This window comes from Streptomyces sp. NPDC057702 (genome assembly GCF_042799315.1).
GTDB lineage: Bacteria > Actinomycetota > Actinomycetes > Streptomycetales > Streptomycetaceae > Streptomyces.
The window spans coordinates 173,020-189,249 of the sequence record NZ_JBHVJC010000006.1 but is presented as its reverse complement, the minus strand read 5'-3'; the positions used below and the strand labels follow the sequence as shown (position 1 = coordinate 189,249).

Sequence of the window (16,230 nt, the reverse complement as noted above, 5' to 3'; positions counted from 1 at the left end):
GCCGACTACACGCGCCCGCGGCTAACCCGCCTACACCTAGGTTCACTTGAAGCGGCCGAACTAATCCAGTCCGTTTCCGACTCAATACTCTGCCGTCGGCGAACTACTCCTGAAAGTAGCGTTCGCTGCACAAAAGTCACTAAACCGGGACGCAATGGCACCCTGGATGAATGAACAGAGCAGGCGCCTTCTAAGCGCCTGCTCGATTGGTACGTTGAATTCGGGCTGCACCGAGGCTCGCCGAAGTTCGCCTTGCCTGCAGGCATGCGACGGCATGCTCTACGGGAGCCGCGCTGTGGCCAGCGTTCGGTTGACGATTCGCCAGGTGGGCGGATGTCCCATTAAAAGAACCCACTGGAGAGTGTTGTCGGCACGGGTCGGCGCCTATGAGGGTGTGCCAGCCGATGTCCGAGTGCCGGTACTCATGTTTGTAGTACGCGATGTACGCGTCGAACCACTCCGCGGACGTGGCATCCAAGGCCGGTGAACGCACTGCCCACGACAGCGCCGACAGCAGGCTTCAGCCACTCTCTCAGAGATCATTCCCAAGAGCGCGAAGCTGTTGCCATCACCTGGAGGGCGGCCTTGCTCCGTGGCAGACCGCCCTCCAGCCGCTCCACCTGATGCCGCAACTTCTCGTTCTCCGCCTCCGCGGCGGACTTCTTCGCGCGGGCCGGCTGATCCGATTCTGGACAACGTGCTGACAGCTTATTGTCCGCCTGTTGCCGTCTTCGTCCCTCCGCCATGCCGGGTCACCCGAGGACGGCATCGCATGCGGACGGCTCCGTGAGTGAACGCCGGGTCAGTGGCCTTACTCGCCCACACATACGCCTCGCCGGGCTGAAGCTGCGCCATCTGCTCAGAGCGCAGACTGGCGAAGGCGCTGTTCGCCTTTTGGAGGTGCTTCAACCAGGCCGGCGAGGTGAACTTGTGCAGGATGACGTGGTCAGAGAGTTCGATTAGGGAGATCGGTACAGAGGGCGGGTCCTGGCTGGCGACCAAGATGCTCATTCCCTTGTGACGCATCTCGCGGACGGTCTCGACTAGGCCGGCGACCAGGTCCGGGCTGTCGATATACTTGTGCGCTTCGTCGAAGACGACCAGCTTGTTGAAGTGTTCGTCCCCGCTGCGCGCCTCAGCGAAGAGCTGCATCAGGACGACAAAAAGACCGAGTGCTTCGTCCTTCTCGATGTACTCGTCGCGGAGGTCAACAATGATCAGTCGGCCGGGTCGGATGAGGCTGGTGAGCCGGGCATTGTCGTCGATGTAGTCCTCGGCGAGATTGAGCCGCTCCTGGGCCAGTTGCTTGACGTGGTCGGGCATACCGGAATCGGCCACGCCCTGCCGGATGACGCCGAGGTTCAGGTTGTTGCGGTTCGCCTTCATGATGCGAGTCAGCTGCCGGATGTACGTTGACTGGTTGCCAACCGCTCCCATGAGGAAGCGCCAGTGGGATGCCTGGAGTTCGGCGGAGGAGAAGGTGAGCGACTGGACGTCGATACCGAGAAATTCCCGTCGTCGGTCGGCGACCTGGTCGGCGGGGGCAAGCAGCAGCACGTCCGACAGCGCTTGGGGTTCGGCTCCGTAACGCTCCTTCAGGACCCGGAGCTGCGCTTGGTCATCATTGGGGCGCTCCATGGAAGTGAACTCCGGTGCGTAGTCCATGGTGCGGCTGTAGTGGAACACCACGGTCGCGAGAGGGCGGGGAAGTTCGTTGACCGGCGGAGCGGGCAGCGAGGCCATCTCGATGATGCTGCCCAGGGTGTAGCTCTTGCCGCCTCCTTGTACGCCAAAGAGGCTGATGGTGTGGGTTTCGTCGAGATCGACCGCGACTTTCCGGCCCGCTACCTCACCGAGTACACCGTGTTGCAGGGAGGGGCGGGTGACGCCGAGGAAGATCTCGGGGAGGCCCCCTGGTGAAGCCGACCCCGGTGTGGCAGAGGTGGGCTGGGCATCGATGGTCGGCGACTCGAGGAAGCCCTGACCTTCAGCGATGGTGCCCGTCCGTAGCGGATTTCCGGTACCGCCGGGAGGAGGAGCAGCCGATGAGGTTCCTTCCGAAGAAGGAGACGTCGGGACCGCCCCCTCCGCGTCGGCACCAGGCACGGTCAAAGGTGCCACGGACTGGGCCGGATCTGCCTGAGGGCCCGCACGCTCAGGTGCGGTGAGTGGCGTGGTCTCGTTGCCGTTCGCGACCTCGTCCGTGTCGAGGATGGTTACTGCCTTGCCTCCACCGGCCTGCCCGCGGTCTTGCTCCTGAGCATCTTTGGCATCCCGCTCGTCCTGTACGTCAGGTGCCCGGAATTCGGCATCGGAGAGCCGTGGCACAGCCAACTGCGACAGTGCCAGGGTGGGAGCGGTGGCCGCTCTGTCCTCCTCCTGCTCCTCAACGGCTAGGTCCATGGGCGCGGGTACACCCGGCCGAACAGTGGGAATCGCATTGATCAGCTCGGTGATCAGATCGCTACCGATGCGATGGAACTCCACCTCGTCGTCGAGTTCGCGGTCGGTTCCCTCGCGGGCGAGGTCGAAGATCAGGCCGCTGCGGGTGAATTGGAGGGCGTAGCCGTCATCAAGGTTGTCGAGCAGGGCGTGGGCCGCCTTCCTGGGGGCGTGCCCCATGGTCCCGTGGCGTGCCGCCCGCTCCAGGTAGAAGCGGAGCAGGGAGCCGAGTGCCAGGTTCTTGACCGGCCGGTCCACCCGGTCCGGGGAGGTGTGGCCCGGATCGAAGGATTCGGTGAGCACGGTCTGGCTCCGTCCGAGCTGCTGGGTGACCTTGGCTTTGAGGCGCTGGTATGCGCCGATGTCGTCGAGCGCCGTGTAGCACTTGACCTCGACGAGGCGGCAGGTGATGGTCCGGGTTCGCGCGTCTAGGTGGAACAGGGCGAGGTCACTGCGCTGGAAGGTGAGGGCGTCGCCCAGCTCCCGAGCCTGGCGGCGGACTTCGGCGTACAGCTCGGGGTGGGCGTCCAGGGGGACGACGATCTGGTTGTTCAGGGCGTCCTGGTAGTCCAGGTAGAGGCGGGCCAGGGCGAGGCCGAGTACTTCGGTGCGCTGTGTGGGGGCGGTGGAGGCCAGCTTGAAGGCGAGGTTGCCGGAGAGCAGGCGCAGTTGCTCGAAGAAGGTGTTGAGGTGGCGCTGTTCGACGTCGAGGCCATGCTGCTGGGCAGTCGGCCCGAGCAGGGCACGCAGTTCGTCGACCGAGTTCGAACTGACCATGATCTGGTGGCCGAGGCCGCTGTCCAGCGGGGGCGCGTAGTCGATGACGTACTCGGGTCGGTCACGTTGCCCGGCGTGGTCGAAGTACTCCAGGCCGAGGGTCCTGTCGATGGTGACGACCCAGTCGCCGACCTCGTGGGCCTGGTAGAGCAGGGCCCGGTCAGTGTTGTCCAGGGAAAGGACGGTGCACGGCACATGGCGCGGCGCCTGTCCCGCGGTGGCGACGTTGGCCGCAGCGCCGGCGAGGAGTCCGGGTAGCCGGCCCAGGAGAGTGGCAAGGTCCTCCGCATCCTCGGCGGGCAGAGCGACGCCGTGGCGTGGCATAGTCCGCCACACGATCTGCTGCTCGTTGTCCTCGTACGTGGAGGATGTCGGCTGAACCAGGCCGTGGACCGGGGCGTGCGCTATGTCGTGGCGTGTGACGGAACCATGCTGTTGCCCGCCAAAGGCGTCGATGAGCACGGTCAGATGGGCGTCGAACTCGGCTCCGGGTTCGCTGAACTCCTCCACCGAGCGAACGGAGTAGACGAGTTTCGCGCTCCGGGTGCCTTCCGCGGCGTGCAGGAACGCCTCCGCCTCGGTGGAGGTGAACTGACTCTGTGCGCTGATCAGTTCACCCAGCGCCGCACCGGACTCAGGGGCTTCCGGGTCGGACACGCACAGCCGAATGTCGTAGGTGAGGTCCCGGGTGGGGGTGCGGCGCTGCAGCTCGAGAAGGGCGTCGGTGACGATCTCGGCCCGGCCGGCGTTGACGATGTTCATGACCAGGGTGCGGACGTACGGGTGGAGACGTACGTACCGCTCGATCCGGTCGGCGAGCGCCGTACCGGACAACGCACCGGATCCGCCTGCGGCGCGGGGCCCGACGGCCGGGAGGTGCAGCGCGGTGGTGAGTCGGCCAAGCAGGCCACGGGGATCGGCGGTCTCGCTGGGCAGGTAGGCAGCCCAGTACGGGGTGAGGTTGTCAGCGGCCGTCATGAGCCTGCCGTCCTGGCGCGGGACGGCGAACGGGAAGCCCAAAGGCGAGAGGGCTTGGAGGAAGGAGTCGCGGGTGGCGATGACCCGTCGCTTTTCCTCGCCGGTGAGGCGCGCGGCCCAGTCCCTGCCCAAGGCCGACCAGGTCGCCAGCCAGAGTGCGCGGAGGGGGTGCGTCGGGGAGACGAGCAGGACGGTGTCGCGCCCGCCGAGACCGTCCGTAAGGGTGACAGCCGCGCAGTCGGTCTGCTGGATGCGGGCCAGCGCCACCAGCGCGGCGCCCCGGGTGCCGTCACCAGCCCGCTCGGCCTGAAGCGACTGGGCTTCCACCAGTTCCGCGTACGCCTCGGTGTAGGTGACCAGTTCGTCCCGGACCACCTCAAAGTCGACAGCCTCGCTGACCAGGAGCTGCTCGGTATCGGCCGGGTCTCCCGCCTGGCCGCACAGGGCGGCGAAATAGGCGTGGCGTGTCGCGAGAAAGCGGTCGTAAGCCTCGGCGGCCCGCCCGGTCAGGGCGAGGGACAGGTCCTCCTCGTTCCCCTCCGGGGCCCCGCTAATACCGTCGAGGCGCAGTACTAGTCGGCGCAGGGAAGTGTCATGAGGGCGGGCGAGTAGGTCCTGCTGGATTTGCACGAGCAGCGGGGAGAGCCGGATCTCTGCGCTTCCCGCCGTGTGGATGCGGGCGTAGAGGACGCGCAGGGGGCTGCGCGCCGAAGTGGACTTCCAACGGACGTCCGTCAGCGTGACACGGGCCGGATCGTCCCCGGCGGCCAGCGCCTCGAACTGCAGTGATCGCAGCGCTTGGGTGATGCCGTCGTAGCGCCCGGCGCTACGCTCCGGTGGCTCCTCGACCTCTCCCTCGGGGACGACGTAGAATCGTTCGCTCTCGCCCCCGGGCAGGCCGTGCGCACCAGGGGCGATATCGAGAGCGTCACCGGAGGCGTCGAGCGGGGTGATTCTGACGTAGTGCCACCCTTCCTGCCAGTCAATCTTGTTCAGGCGGCGCAGCGGCGCCTTGTAATCGGGCTTGGCCCGCGTCCCCTTGGCGACGTGGGCGATCCGACCGATTGGCCCGCCGCTCTCCGAGACGATCTCCACGCGGAAGCGGTCAAGACCCTCCACCTTGAGCGGGGACGGTTTGATGGTGAACCGGGGTGTGAGGTCGCGAACGCCCTTGTCCCCGGCGAGCAGGTAGGGCTGCCCCACGATGGCTTCGAGTGCCGGGTGGGCCTGTAGCTCCTCGGCGTTGTCTCCGGCGGCAGGCAGACCGAGTTCGCGTACCTCGATGGAGACGGAGGCGCGGCGCCGTTCGTCGACGCGCCAGTTCCCAAAGGAGAGAGTCCAGTTCTCCCGGTCGACGACGATACGGCGGGTCCATGTCACCGGGTCCTCCAGGCCGCAGCGGGTGGCGAATCCCGCGAGCTTGCCGGCGAAGTCCGCGTCGGTCAGCCCCAGATCGAGGACTCGTTGGCGCTCCGAGCGGCTGGAGGTGGTGAGTTTATCGACCAGCTTGCGGTTCCGCTCGGCCCGATCCTTGACGAGCGACGGGTCGGCGTACAGCTCGAAGTCGGGTACGAGGCCGAAATGGTAGACAGCGGCCCCCGCGACCTGGTCGCGGTAGTCGTTGGTCCGGAGCGTCAGCAGGTACAGGGCGACGGCCCGGTCGCCCGTCCCGTGTCCGGGCCGGTCACGGAGTACGGCGAGCAGCTCGTCGACGCCGGGCCGCAGCCGGTCCGGTACTTGGTCGAGAAGGTGGTCGGCCAGCTGCGCGTAGGCGTCGCTGAGGGGTACTTCCTCGAAGGTCGCGATACCGAAGGAGTCCTCGGCGCTGACCCGAGCGCCCGGAGGGACGAAGACGAGGAGTGGTCCGGGCAGGCTGTTCCCATTCCCGCCGTCACCTTCGGTGCGGTTGCGGAGTTCGACCAGTTTGGTGCTGGTGACGACGGTGTCGTGGTGCGGCTGTTCGGGAGCGAGGTCTTCGGCGGTGCCCAGGACGCAGACCGTGGCGGCTGGCCCGAGTGCTCCCCGAAGCCGGCGGACCAGCGAGACCGCGAGTTCGGTCTCCACCTCGGTGACCCGCATGCAGTGCCCAGCTCCCCTCTCGCCGACCAGCTTGGCGAGGCGCGGGACGAGGACGCCTTCGAGGGCTTCGCGGAAGTCCTTCGCGGTGGGCTCCGCAAGACCGGTACTGGTGCTGCTCATCAGGCCGTCGCCCCCGTCGTCGCAGCCCCGATGGTGTACCGGGGGGTGATGGTCTGCGTCAGATAGGCATCCGACATGTCCTGGTAGTAGCCGATCTCGCGCAGTCGGTTGAGGAAGGCCGCCGCGTTGGCCCGCAGTGCGGCCTGGTTGTCCAGGTGGGCGCCGGAGAAGCCGTCACCGTCCGGCAGCTGGTCGATGTGGAGTCCGTACCGCTCGCGCAGGAGAGTGAGGAACTCGTCCACACGCATGGGTGCGGTGCGCAGATTGCCGGTGTCGTCGTCGCCCTCCCTCAGGAGCGACACCTGGAGAAGCACTTCGAGCAGGCGTGCGTCCAGGACGAATCGCCGGACGGCGCTGTCGCGTCTGCCGCGAGGCTGGGCGAGCAGGGCACCGGGCCGGTGCTTGAGCAGCATCGAGTCGAGGCAGTCGATGAAGTAGCTGCGGTAGTAGCTCCCCTTGTAGTGCATCAGCATCTCGATGTACTCGTCGAAGGCGTTGAGCCCGAGCTGGGTAATCTGCTTCAGCTCCGAGGGAAGGTCCTTCTCCTCGTCCCGTACGCGGGTGACGCGCTGGAGGAAGAACGCCTCGCGTTCCTTGGGATGGGTGGAGAGGCGCCGCAGGACCTCGGCCGGGGTGAAGTAGTTCCGGCCGACGGGCGGGGTCAGCTTCTGGCTCTTGACGAGGTCCTCGGAGAACTCGTCGAGCTTCTTGATCTGATAGGTCGCCTGGACGAAACGTGTGATCCGCCCGTACCAAATGCTGGCGCTGCGCTCGGCGAGCGCAGCCGCCGGGGTGCCGGGCACACCCTCGACGTCGACGAAGAGTCGGACGCGGTGCGGGCAGCGGTCCGCCGTAGGCGTGTCCTGATGCCCGGTCCGGCATGTGGCGGGCGCCGATCCGGCCTCGATCACGGCGGGCAGCAGCTTCATCATCCGCAGATGGTAAAGGGCCAGGTGAAAGGCGAAGAGGATCTTCAGGTAATCCACGAGCACGGTCCGCGGCATGTGGTCCTGGTGGTAGAGCAGCCGCAGTACGTCCCGGCACAGCTGGCGGGCCGGTTCGGCGCACAGGGCGGGGTAGGGGGTGCGGGGCCGGGTGGTGTCGGCCCGGTCCCGCATCTGTCCACCCGCCTGTTCCACCAGGTGGAGCAGCGCCTGGGTCTCCACGTCGGTGTCCGTCCCCGGAGTGATCTCCGCAGTGGCGCGGTCGACGTCGGAGAAGAAGAACTCGCGGAGCTGGTCCAAGACCCCCTCGTCGGTGGCGAGCATCTCGTACAGCTGCTCGTCGGCCCCGTACGGGCGGGACTTGCGCTTGTTGCGGAACCGGTACGTGAGACCGTGCAGCGGCCTGGGGCCAGCCACAGCCTCGGTAGCCCTGCCCCGGCTGACCATGTCGAGGAGATGGGTGGAGGCCCACCGGGTGGTGGTCTCCCGGTCGAAGCCATCGAAGACTTCCGGGTGGTCCAGGAACAGCTTGACGAAGACGTCGACCTTGAGCTCGTTGGAGCGGTTGATCTTGCTGGGCATGCCCTGATGCCACAGACGCGCGAGCAGCCCGGTCAGGACACGGTCCATGTCCAGTGTCTTGTAGTCGAGCCGACTGATGCCGGGGTGGTGAAACGTCCCCAAGGAACCGCTCAGCGCCATGTCGTCTCCTCCGCCCTCGCGGCGTCCCGTGCGATGCCGACCGCAGTGCCCACGACAGCCGGACCGTCGCCGTCCGCCCCGCTGTGGTCGTCGCCGGACCGTGCTGTCAGTTCTTCCATGTGCAGGACAGAGTCCTCAGTGCGGTGGATCCGTCGCAGGTCGTGTCCGTGTGTAGTGAGCAGGATCTCCTGGTATGGCACGGCCGCCAGCCGGTTCTTGAACACGGCGAGGGCGAGCTGCTGCCCTTGCAGGTCGGTCACGGACGGCCGGTAGCCGCGCTCGAACCTCTGGAGAAGCTCGAACAGGTCGAGCCGGATGTCGAGTTCGGCCGTGCCGCCCTGGCTGCCGGCCGGATCCCGGTAGCTCAGCCGCAGCGAGGTGCGCTCCGACTCGATGTACGGCGAGGCCGCCGCGTTACCTGGTTCGAGCCGGAACCCTTCTGCGGGAAAGCGGCGGAAGGTACGGATGGTGCCGCCAGGTACGTCGCGCACCTTCAGCGCGAGGGCGTCGCCGATCCGCTCGGGTGCCACGAGTCCCTCACCACGGTTGAGCGCCCGCAGGATCCGATCCCGATCCTTGGTGCCCGTCTGCGTTGCGCTGGACAACAGCGCCATGAAGTTCAGCACCGACGGGTACGGCAGCATCCGCTCCGCACGATCCTCGTCGTGGAGTTCGAAGTAGAGCAGGCGGCGGGCCGCGTCCACGTAGTGGCGGTGGGCCGCGGCCTGGGAGACGCGTTCGGTGACCGACCGGCCGAGCTGCTCGAACGCGCCGCGCAGCAGTACGCGATCACGGTCGCCACGCCCGTCGACCGCGACAAGCGCCCGGTCTTCCAGGAGCCCGGCGTAGTCCAGACGACGGTCGAGCTGCGGCTGCGGGAGCGCCGCCACATCGGCCTCGCGCAGCAGGGTCAGCAGTCGGTCCCGCTCGCGCGGACTGCCATCGGCGGCGGCCGGGGCGCCGAGGTGGGCGGAGAAGTAGAAGCTGTCCAGGATCTCCTGACCGGAACCGGCCGCGTATAGCTGGTGGATCTCTGCACAGTCGCGGCCCGAGGTGAGGGTGTAGGCGAGCGCGGAGCGCAGATCGCGCAGGGTGATGTGGAGCCTCCCGCGCAGCTGGGTCACTTCGTAAAGGCGGCGCAGACGACGCGCTGCCTGCGGACCGGCGGCGGGGTGCTGGAAGGTCTGGGCGTTGTGCCGGGCGTAGCAGGTGGCGGCCAGGTCGCAGCGCTCGCAGTCCTCCCAAAACCGGTCGTGTGTCATCCGGTCGAGCATGCGCTCCAGGAGCGATCCGCCGTTCTGCGGTTCGCCGTCGGCGTCGAGGGAACGAGCCGCGACGTCCCGTGCGTTGAGGTTGACGACGGCGATGGCCTGCCCGGTGTCCCGGCCCGCCAGGCCGAGGTTGGCCACCTTGGCAAGGTGAGGGAAGCGGTCGTGGTGGTGGCTGAGGAAGTCGACCAGACGCCCCTCGTTAATGGCGATCAACCGAGTTTCCCCCGCGACCTGCCACGCCGATGCGTCAGCCCCGGCGAAGGGGGCAAAGAACTCGTCCAGTACGTCGTCGCCGCTGATCTCACCCTCGTCTTGACTGCCGTCATGGTTGGTGCGGAACCGATGCCCGTCCAGGCTGAAGTCGCTGCCGTTGGCCCGGCGGGGCCCGAACTCGGCCCCAAGCTCGTGCGCCTGGCGTTCAAATCGCTCCAGGAAGGCCGTCTTGCCGTCGCCCGCGTTACCGGTCACCACGACCAGCGCGTGCCGGCCTTCCCGCAGTGCGGGCACGAGCTCCCGGTCCAGGGCCGTCTCGACGTACACGGACATCGTGTGCGGGTCGAGGCCGCGGGTGCCGCGGTTGCTGCGGCGGCTCTGGCTGTACAGCGTTTGCAGGTGGACCACGAACGGGTTGGTGTTCGGCTCGGGCTCCTGCGGCTCCTGGCCGGAGCCCGGTTCCGACGATGGCGCCGGGGGCTGTTCGGACCGGTCGGACGAGGACGACGGGGCCACAGCCGGTGGTAGCGGTCCGGGGGTGACGCGCGCGGATTCCAGCGCCTCCAATGCGCGCAGCAGTTCCTCGGCCGTGGAGAAGCGCTCCGCCCGGTACGGGGAGATCGCGCGCAGCATGATCTCGGCGAAACCGGGCGCCAGATCACCGAAACCGCTGAACGCGGTGCGCGGGTCCACCGGCGGCACACCGGGCGAGGGCCGCCCGACTCCCTCCCACGGGTACTGCCCGCCGGTCAGCGCCTCGTACAGCGCGACGCCGAGGCCGAACAGGTCGCGGTCGGTGTAGCCGGAGGCGTCGGCGGGCACCTGGTCCAGGTCCGGCGGGCTGTACCGGGGGCTGGTGTAGCTGTGCCCCTCGGAGGAGTCGGAGGTCTTGGAGATCCCGAAGTCGATCAGCTTGACGCCGTCGTCGGTCCACAGCAGATTGCTCGGCTTGATGTCGCAGTGCCACACCCCGCGCTCGTGGATGTGACGCAGCCCGCGCGCGGTGTCGATCGCGAGCCGCAGCACGTCCGCCGCGCCCATCCGGCCGCCACGGATCACTTCGGCGACGTCCTTGCCGTCGACGAACTCGAAGACCAGGTATGGGTACTCGTCCGGCGGCATCAGCCGGTCCGCGTCCACCATCGACACCACATTGGGGTGCGGGGCGTTCTGCAGCCGGTCCAGGACGCCCGCCTCGCGGCGCAGCCGCTCCAGGACAGAGTCCCGGTCCCGCAGGACTAGTTTCACCGCCCGGTCGACACTCCTTATCGTGTCGTACACCCGGTAGGCCACACCGAACGAGCCGGGACGGCCGAGACGGTGGCGCACCAGGTACTTCGTACCGAGCTGGTGGTCGGCCGGCAAGTCACGATAGAATTCTGGGCCCCGCGGTCCGTCCTGCGCGGGCTGTCCGGCGGAGGCCGGAGGAGGAGCCGGGTGAACTGCGGCCGAGGAGCCGATACGCCGGGCCGGAGCCCTCCGTGCTCCCATCACCAGGTCCAGGCGGTGCAGCGCCTCCACGGCGGTCGGCCGGTCGTCCGGAGCCGTCGCGCACAACTTCTGCAACCAGTGGGCCAGTTCAACGCGGACCTCGGCGGCTTCGAGGACCTGCGCAGGGAGCCGCCCTGCCGCGTCGGCCTGCTCGGTGGCGGAGGTGAACGGCAGCTCGCCGGTGAGGAGCTGGAACCCGATGACACCGACCGCGTAGATGTCCGACTTCATGCCCATCGTCACCGGGTCGGCATGGCACTCGGGCGCCAGATACGCGCGATCGGCGACCTGGTACGCCTCCCGCATGACTGTGTGAGCGCGGCGCTGTGCGGTCTTCGCGTACTCGAAACCGGTCAGCGTCGCCCGGCCGTCCTGCGCGATCAGCACGGTGGACGGGTTCAGCTCGCGGTGTGCGATCAGGCGGCTGTGCGCATGGGCCAGGCCCATCAGCATGTTACGGATTGTCCGCAGCTTCGCGTCGGCGGTCAGTGGGTCTGCGGCCCCATTCAGATGCAGGGCGAGGGCGTGCCCCGGAACGTCGTCGTAGACGGTGACAAAGGAGTCCTTGTCCTCGTCGGCGAAGAAGTCCCGCACTCCGACGATGTTCGGGTGCGAGGGCAACTTGCCGAGCGCCTCGTACGCGATGCCGATCCGCTTCTGCTGCTGGAGCCGCTCGGCCTCCGGCGCGTACGGATCGGCCCTGCGGACGGAGAGCCGGACCGTGCCCGACCCCTGCACCGCGAGGGCGTTCTTCGCCCGGTACTCGCGGTGGACGTCGTCGCCCTCCTCCGGGCCCGTCTCGCTCAGTCGCTCGATCACTTCCCAGCTGCCGAATCGCAGGGGGCCCGACGGCGGCCGGGACGAACCCTGCACCGCGCGCACGATCAGCTCGTGGTGCGCGGAGACGTCCGTGTCGAAGCGGTTGGTCGAGGTGGGTACGCGGTTAACGTCCGCGAGCCGGCCGATCAGGTCCGGGAGGGTGACGGTGTCACGGGCGTCGTGCTGGCGGGGTGTCCGGTCGACGAGCAGGGCGTCGGGTGCGGGCAGGACGACGAGGGCATCCGCGTAGAGCCGGGACAGCGGGTGGTGAGCCGTCTCCAGGAGCGTCTTCAGCTGCTTGGCGTGCCCGCGCAGCTTCGGCAACGGGGAGCGGAACGGCGCCCGGTGAGAGGGCTGCCAACGGCCGCCGTCGACCTCGATGCGGCCCCGGGTGCCCTTGACGTCGATGACGTACACGGCATGCCCGGTGACCACGACGAGGTCGACCTCGAACAGCTCATTCCGATTGTACGGAATCTCGACGGAGTGCAGGACCGTCCAGTCGTCGGGGGCGTGATCACGCAGGTGCGCGATCACCCTCCGCTCGGCATCGTTGACGGCCTCCCCAACAGCAACGATCCTGGCACCCATCAGCCGGCGGCCTCCTCGATGGCGGTGGTGAGCAACGCGAGGGCCCGGTCCTCTAGGACATCGGCTTGGTCGCGGCATTTGTAGGCGTGACGGACGGTAGCGGCGATGCGCTTACGGTCGGCCGGAGGTGCGAGGGGGATGCGAAACTCTTGGAGCCTACTGGGTAGAAAACCTTGTTGCTTTCCCCCATAGCTCATGGCGCGAAGTAGCCTGAAGGCCACAGCAGAACGGAAGAACGCGAAAAGATAGGCTCCTGGAATTTCAGAATTCCCACTCGAAACCCGCACGAAATCTTGACTGTAGGCATTCGTCAACCAGGATCCGGTGACGAAAATCGCACGGCCGTATACTTCATTTTCGCCAAGAGTTCCGCGCCCGGCAATCAGGATTGTTTCATCTGGAAGGCTTGAGTTGCTAGGCGCTTTAGCAGCGCTAATCCATCGTCCTTCCGGTCGGATCCAAAATACCTGCCGCTGCCCCAGTAGACGAATGCCATTCGCGGAATCAACGTCGATCCTCTTGAATCGTGACCCGATTTTCAAGCTGGATTCTGTGCACACTTCCCCGAACGACTCTCCAGGCACCGAGCTCAGCCGTCGTGCCAAATTTTGGGCTCGCGGAGAGAAGTTAAGAGCCCGAAGGGAATCAGGGCTCAGCCCATCGACCTTGAACCCAAGATCCCGCTCCTGCTGATGCCATCCGATATCGATCAGCTCGGGCAGCCCCACGCTCGTGAAGAGGTCTTTCGTCGCGCTGACCGAAGACGACTGGAACTCGGCACGCAGCCGCGCGCACTCTTCCACCAGGTCGTGGATCTGACCCTCGAGCTTCGTTCCCAATCGCGGCACCGGCAGCCCCGCGATGTGATGAGGCTCGATGTGCTTCACGGCCGAGCCATACACCGACCCTCGCACGAGCGACTCGCCGAACTTGCTGAGCAAGAAGGCGTACAGATACCCGGACTTGATCTTCTCCGGGTCGGGTTCGACCTTGAGGGTGTCCTGCGATGACCAGCAGTCACCCATATCGTGCCGGACGTAGGCCCGCCGACCGGCATTGAATCCCGAGCACGAGATCAGTGTCATCCCGGGCTTGAGTTGGAGATAGGACAAAGTCGACGACTCCGCGTCCGACTTACGCAACCGGGGCAGCCCGGTCAAGTCAGCCGCCATCATGTCCTTCGTCCCGAGAAACGGCACGCTGTGCTCGGAGTCGGTGAGATAGACCCGCCGGAACATGGGCCCGTTGAAGATGCCCCCGTTATGCCCCACCGTCAGCCTCGCCAGCGGTTCCGTCTTCGGCAACTGCTCCAGCAGCTTCTTCGTCTTCATCGACCCCGCCACATACGGCGAGGCATCGAGCCGAAGCCCCTGGTCCGCGAACCAGTCGGACTTCACCGGGTTGGACAGCTCGGCGACCTTCACGCCCCGGCCTCCGTTCGCGCAGACCCAGCCGTACGCGGATCCACACCCGGCACCGGGTACTCGGCCCGGAACTTCCGGTATTTCTCCGCGATCACCGGCAGATCGTTGTCGATGACCTTCTTGCTGCGGGTCAGCGGCCGGGTCACCTCCTTGCCCCGGATACGGAGCCGCTCCATGACGACCTCCGTCTCCACCACGATCTCTCCGCTGGGCTCACGCTTGTAGAGGTCGTTGCCACGTCGGTCGAAGCCGACCTTCTCGGCGACCGCCATGAAGACGGGGTACGCCTTCTCCGTCCCGAGGTCGTGGTTCTGGATCTCCTGCCGGGTCTTGCGCTTCAGGAAGAGGAGCGTGGTGAGGATGTTGACGTTGGCGTCAACGATGAACGTCTCCACCGGCAGCTCAACGCTCGCGAGGACCCAGCAGTTGCGCAGGATGTAACGGCGGATCGCCTCGTCCGTCGGCCCGGGGTTCGACAGGATGCCGTTCGGCAGCACGATGCCGATCCGCCCACCGGGCTTGACCCACTCGATGGCGCGCTGGATGAACAACTGTTCCGGCGCCATGCTCGACGGCATGCTGGTCGTGCTCGCCTCGACCTCGCCGGTCTCCTTGTTGCGCCCCCAGGACCTGGCGATCCCGTTGCGGAACGAGCCGAGCACCGACTCGTCACTGACCGGGATGTCCGCACCGAAGGGCGGGTTGGTCAGGAGCACGTCCACGGTGGGCTTGTCCAGCGGGATCTTCTTCTTCGCCGCCTCGACGCCTGGGAGGTGTCCCTGCGGGAAAGCGAGCGAGTCCATGTGGAAGACATTCCCTGTGGTCTGCGCCAGGGTCATGATCGCCATGGTTGTCGCACGCACCAGGAACGGGTCGAAGTCGGAGCCGAACAGGTGCTTCTCCGCGTACTCCTTGAGCTTGTCGCCGTACCGCTCCCGCTCCTCCTTCTCGTCCGGGAAGCCGAGCGTGCCGGCCTCCTTCTTCCAGGTTTGGTGCAGGTGCTTGAGGGTGGCCTGGAGGAAGCCGCCGGTGCCGCAGGTCGGGTCGAGGACGGTCTCGTCCTCCTTCGGGTCGAGCATCTCGACCATCAGGTTGACCGCGCCGCGCGGGGTGAAGTACTGGCCTCGGTCGCCGCGTAGGTTGGTGCCGACGAGCTCCTGGTAGGCAATGCCCTTGGCGTCGACGTCCGTGCCGCTCAGGTCGTACGGGGCGAGCTCGCTGACGATGAAGGCGAGGGCCCGGTCGGAGAGGGTGATCTCGTCGGTGGGCTTGAAGACGCCCTTGTACTCGCCCTTGACGTCCTCGAAAAGCTCCTTGACCCGCTTACTGATGGCCGCGCGCCCGTTCTCGTCGAACATCTCCTTCAGACCGGTGCGGAACCGGCCGTGCACGGAGCCGTGGCTGACGCGCTCGTCGTACATCTTGGCGAAGAGGAGGTAGAGGAACTGCCAGAAGGCGGCGTCCTTGGGCATGCCTTCGTTACCGTGGATGTAGTTGTGGCAGCGCCGGAAGGCGATCTTGAGCATCTCCGGGTCAGCCTGGCGCAGCCGCTGGTGCGAGGCGACAGTGCGGCTGCCGAGGGTGCCGTCGGCGATCTCCCAGTCGCTGCGGTCCTCAAAGTCGGCGCCGAAGTCGCCGACCACCTTCTTGAGGAAGAAGAAGTCGACACCGTCGGTCCACATGCCGTCCGCGCATTGCGGGCGGTCCTCGTTACCCATCAGTTCCTGGAGCTCCTCCAGGTCCTTCCGGGCCTGGTCGGGCTCGCGGAGCTTGACGACGTACTTTCCGCGCTTGGGCTCCTGCTTGCAGATCACCACCCGCCGCAGGTTCGCCGTGGTGTGCGGGGCACCGGACTCGAAGATCGCGATGTCGGCCTTCTTGCTCCGCTTCCGCTTGGCGCCCTCCTCGCTGACCGTGACGGAGAAGTCGCGCTGCATGTCGCCGGGGTCGATACCGTGCTCGTGCACCAGGGCGCGGGCGATACGCTGCCGGACCTTTTCCTTCTCCGTTTCCTTGATCGCTTCGCCGGAGACGTAGTCGACGACCTGGCCCTCCTTGAGGGCCATGACCTTGGGCGCGGAGCCCTCCGCTGCAGGCCCCGCGCCGTCCTCAGGCTGCTGCGGGATGTCCAGGTCCAAGGTCAGTTCCTCCATCGGCGTGCTGCTACTTTCCTGTGCTCGGTGGTGCGGGTAGGGGCCTGCGCCCCGGGGCGGTCCGTGCGTGCGCTAACGCAGATGCCATCTGTGATCCTATGACCCCAGGGGTGCCTCCGAAGGCGCGGTCCGCCAGGCCAGAGGGTGCGCGGTCCGGTGTTTTCGGACCCTACAGGGGAGCACGGACAACGCCTGGGCAGAAGCGGAAGACGGGCTGGGCCAGCGG

General features: G+C 66.9%; 5 protein-coding genes. All 5 read right to left on the bottom strand.

Going from position 1 to position 16,230, the window contains the following annotated elements; genetic code table 11:
- Positions 1–708 precede the first annotated feature (708 nt).
- The 5 genes from ACFVFR_RS06440 to ACFVFR_RS06420 are packed head-to-tail and all read right to left on the bottom strand — an operon-like array spanning position 709 to position 16,004.
- Positions 709–6,396 (bottom strand): hypothetical protein, encoded by a 5,688-nt coding sequence (locus ACFVFR_RS06440; protein WP_383698529.1) that lies wholly within the window; start codon positions 6,394–6,396, stop codon positions 709–711.
- The gene (locus tag ACFVFR_RS06435) at positions 6,396–8,042 is read right to left on the bottom strand and encodes a hypothetical protein (RefSeq protein ID WP_383698528.1); all 1,647 of its coding nucleotides are present in this window, start codon (positions 8,040–8,042) and stop codon (positions 6,396–6,398) included. Before ACFVFR_RS06435 ends, ACFVFR_RS06440 begins: the two co-directional genes overlap by 1 nt.
- Positions 8,033–12,427, bottom strand: coding sequence for a protein kinase (locus ACFVFR_RS06430; protein WP_383698527.1), 4,395 nt, complete (start codon positions 12,425–12,427; stop codon positions 8,033–8,035). Before ACFVFR_RS06430 ends, ACFVFR_RS06435 begins: the two co-directional genes overlap by 10 nt.
- Complete coding sequence (locus ACFVFR_RS06425; protein ID WP_383698526.1) at positions 12,427–13,851, bottom strand: restriction endonuclease subunit S; 1,425 nt, start codon at positions 13,849–13,851, stop codon at positions 12,427–12,429. The genes ACFVFR_RS06430 and ACFVFR_RS06425 overlap by 1 nt, the downstream gene beginning before the upstream one ends.
- The gene (locus tag ACFVFR_RS06420) at positions 13,848–16,004 is read right to left on the bottom strand and encodes a restriction endonuclease subunit M (protein WP_383698525.1); all 2,157 of its coding nucleotides are present in this window, start codon (positions 16,002–16,004) and stop codon (positions 13,848–13,850) included. Before ACFVFR_RS06420 ends, ACFVFR_RS06425 begins: the two co-directional genes overlap by 4 nt.
- Positions 16,005–16,230: the final 226 nt, after the last annotated feature.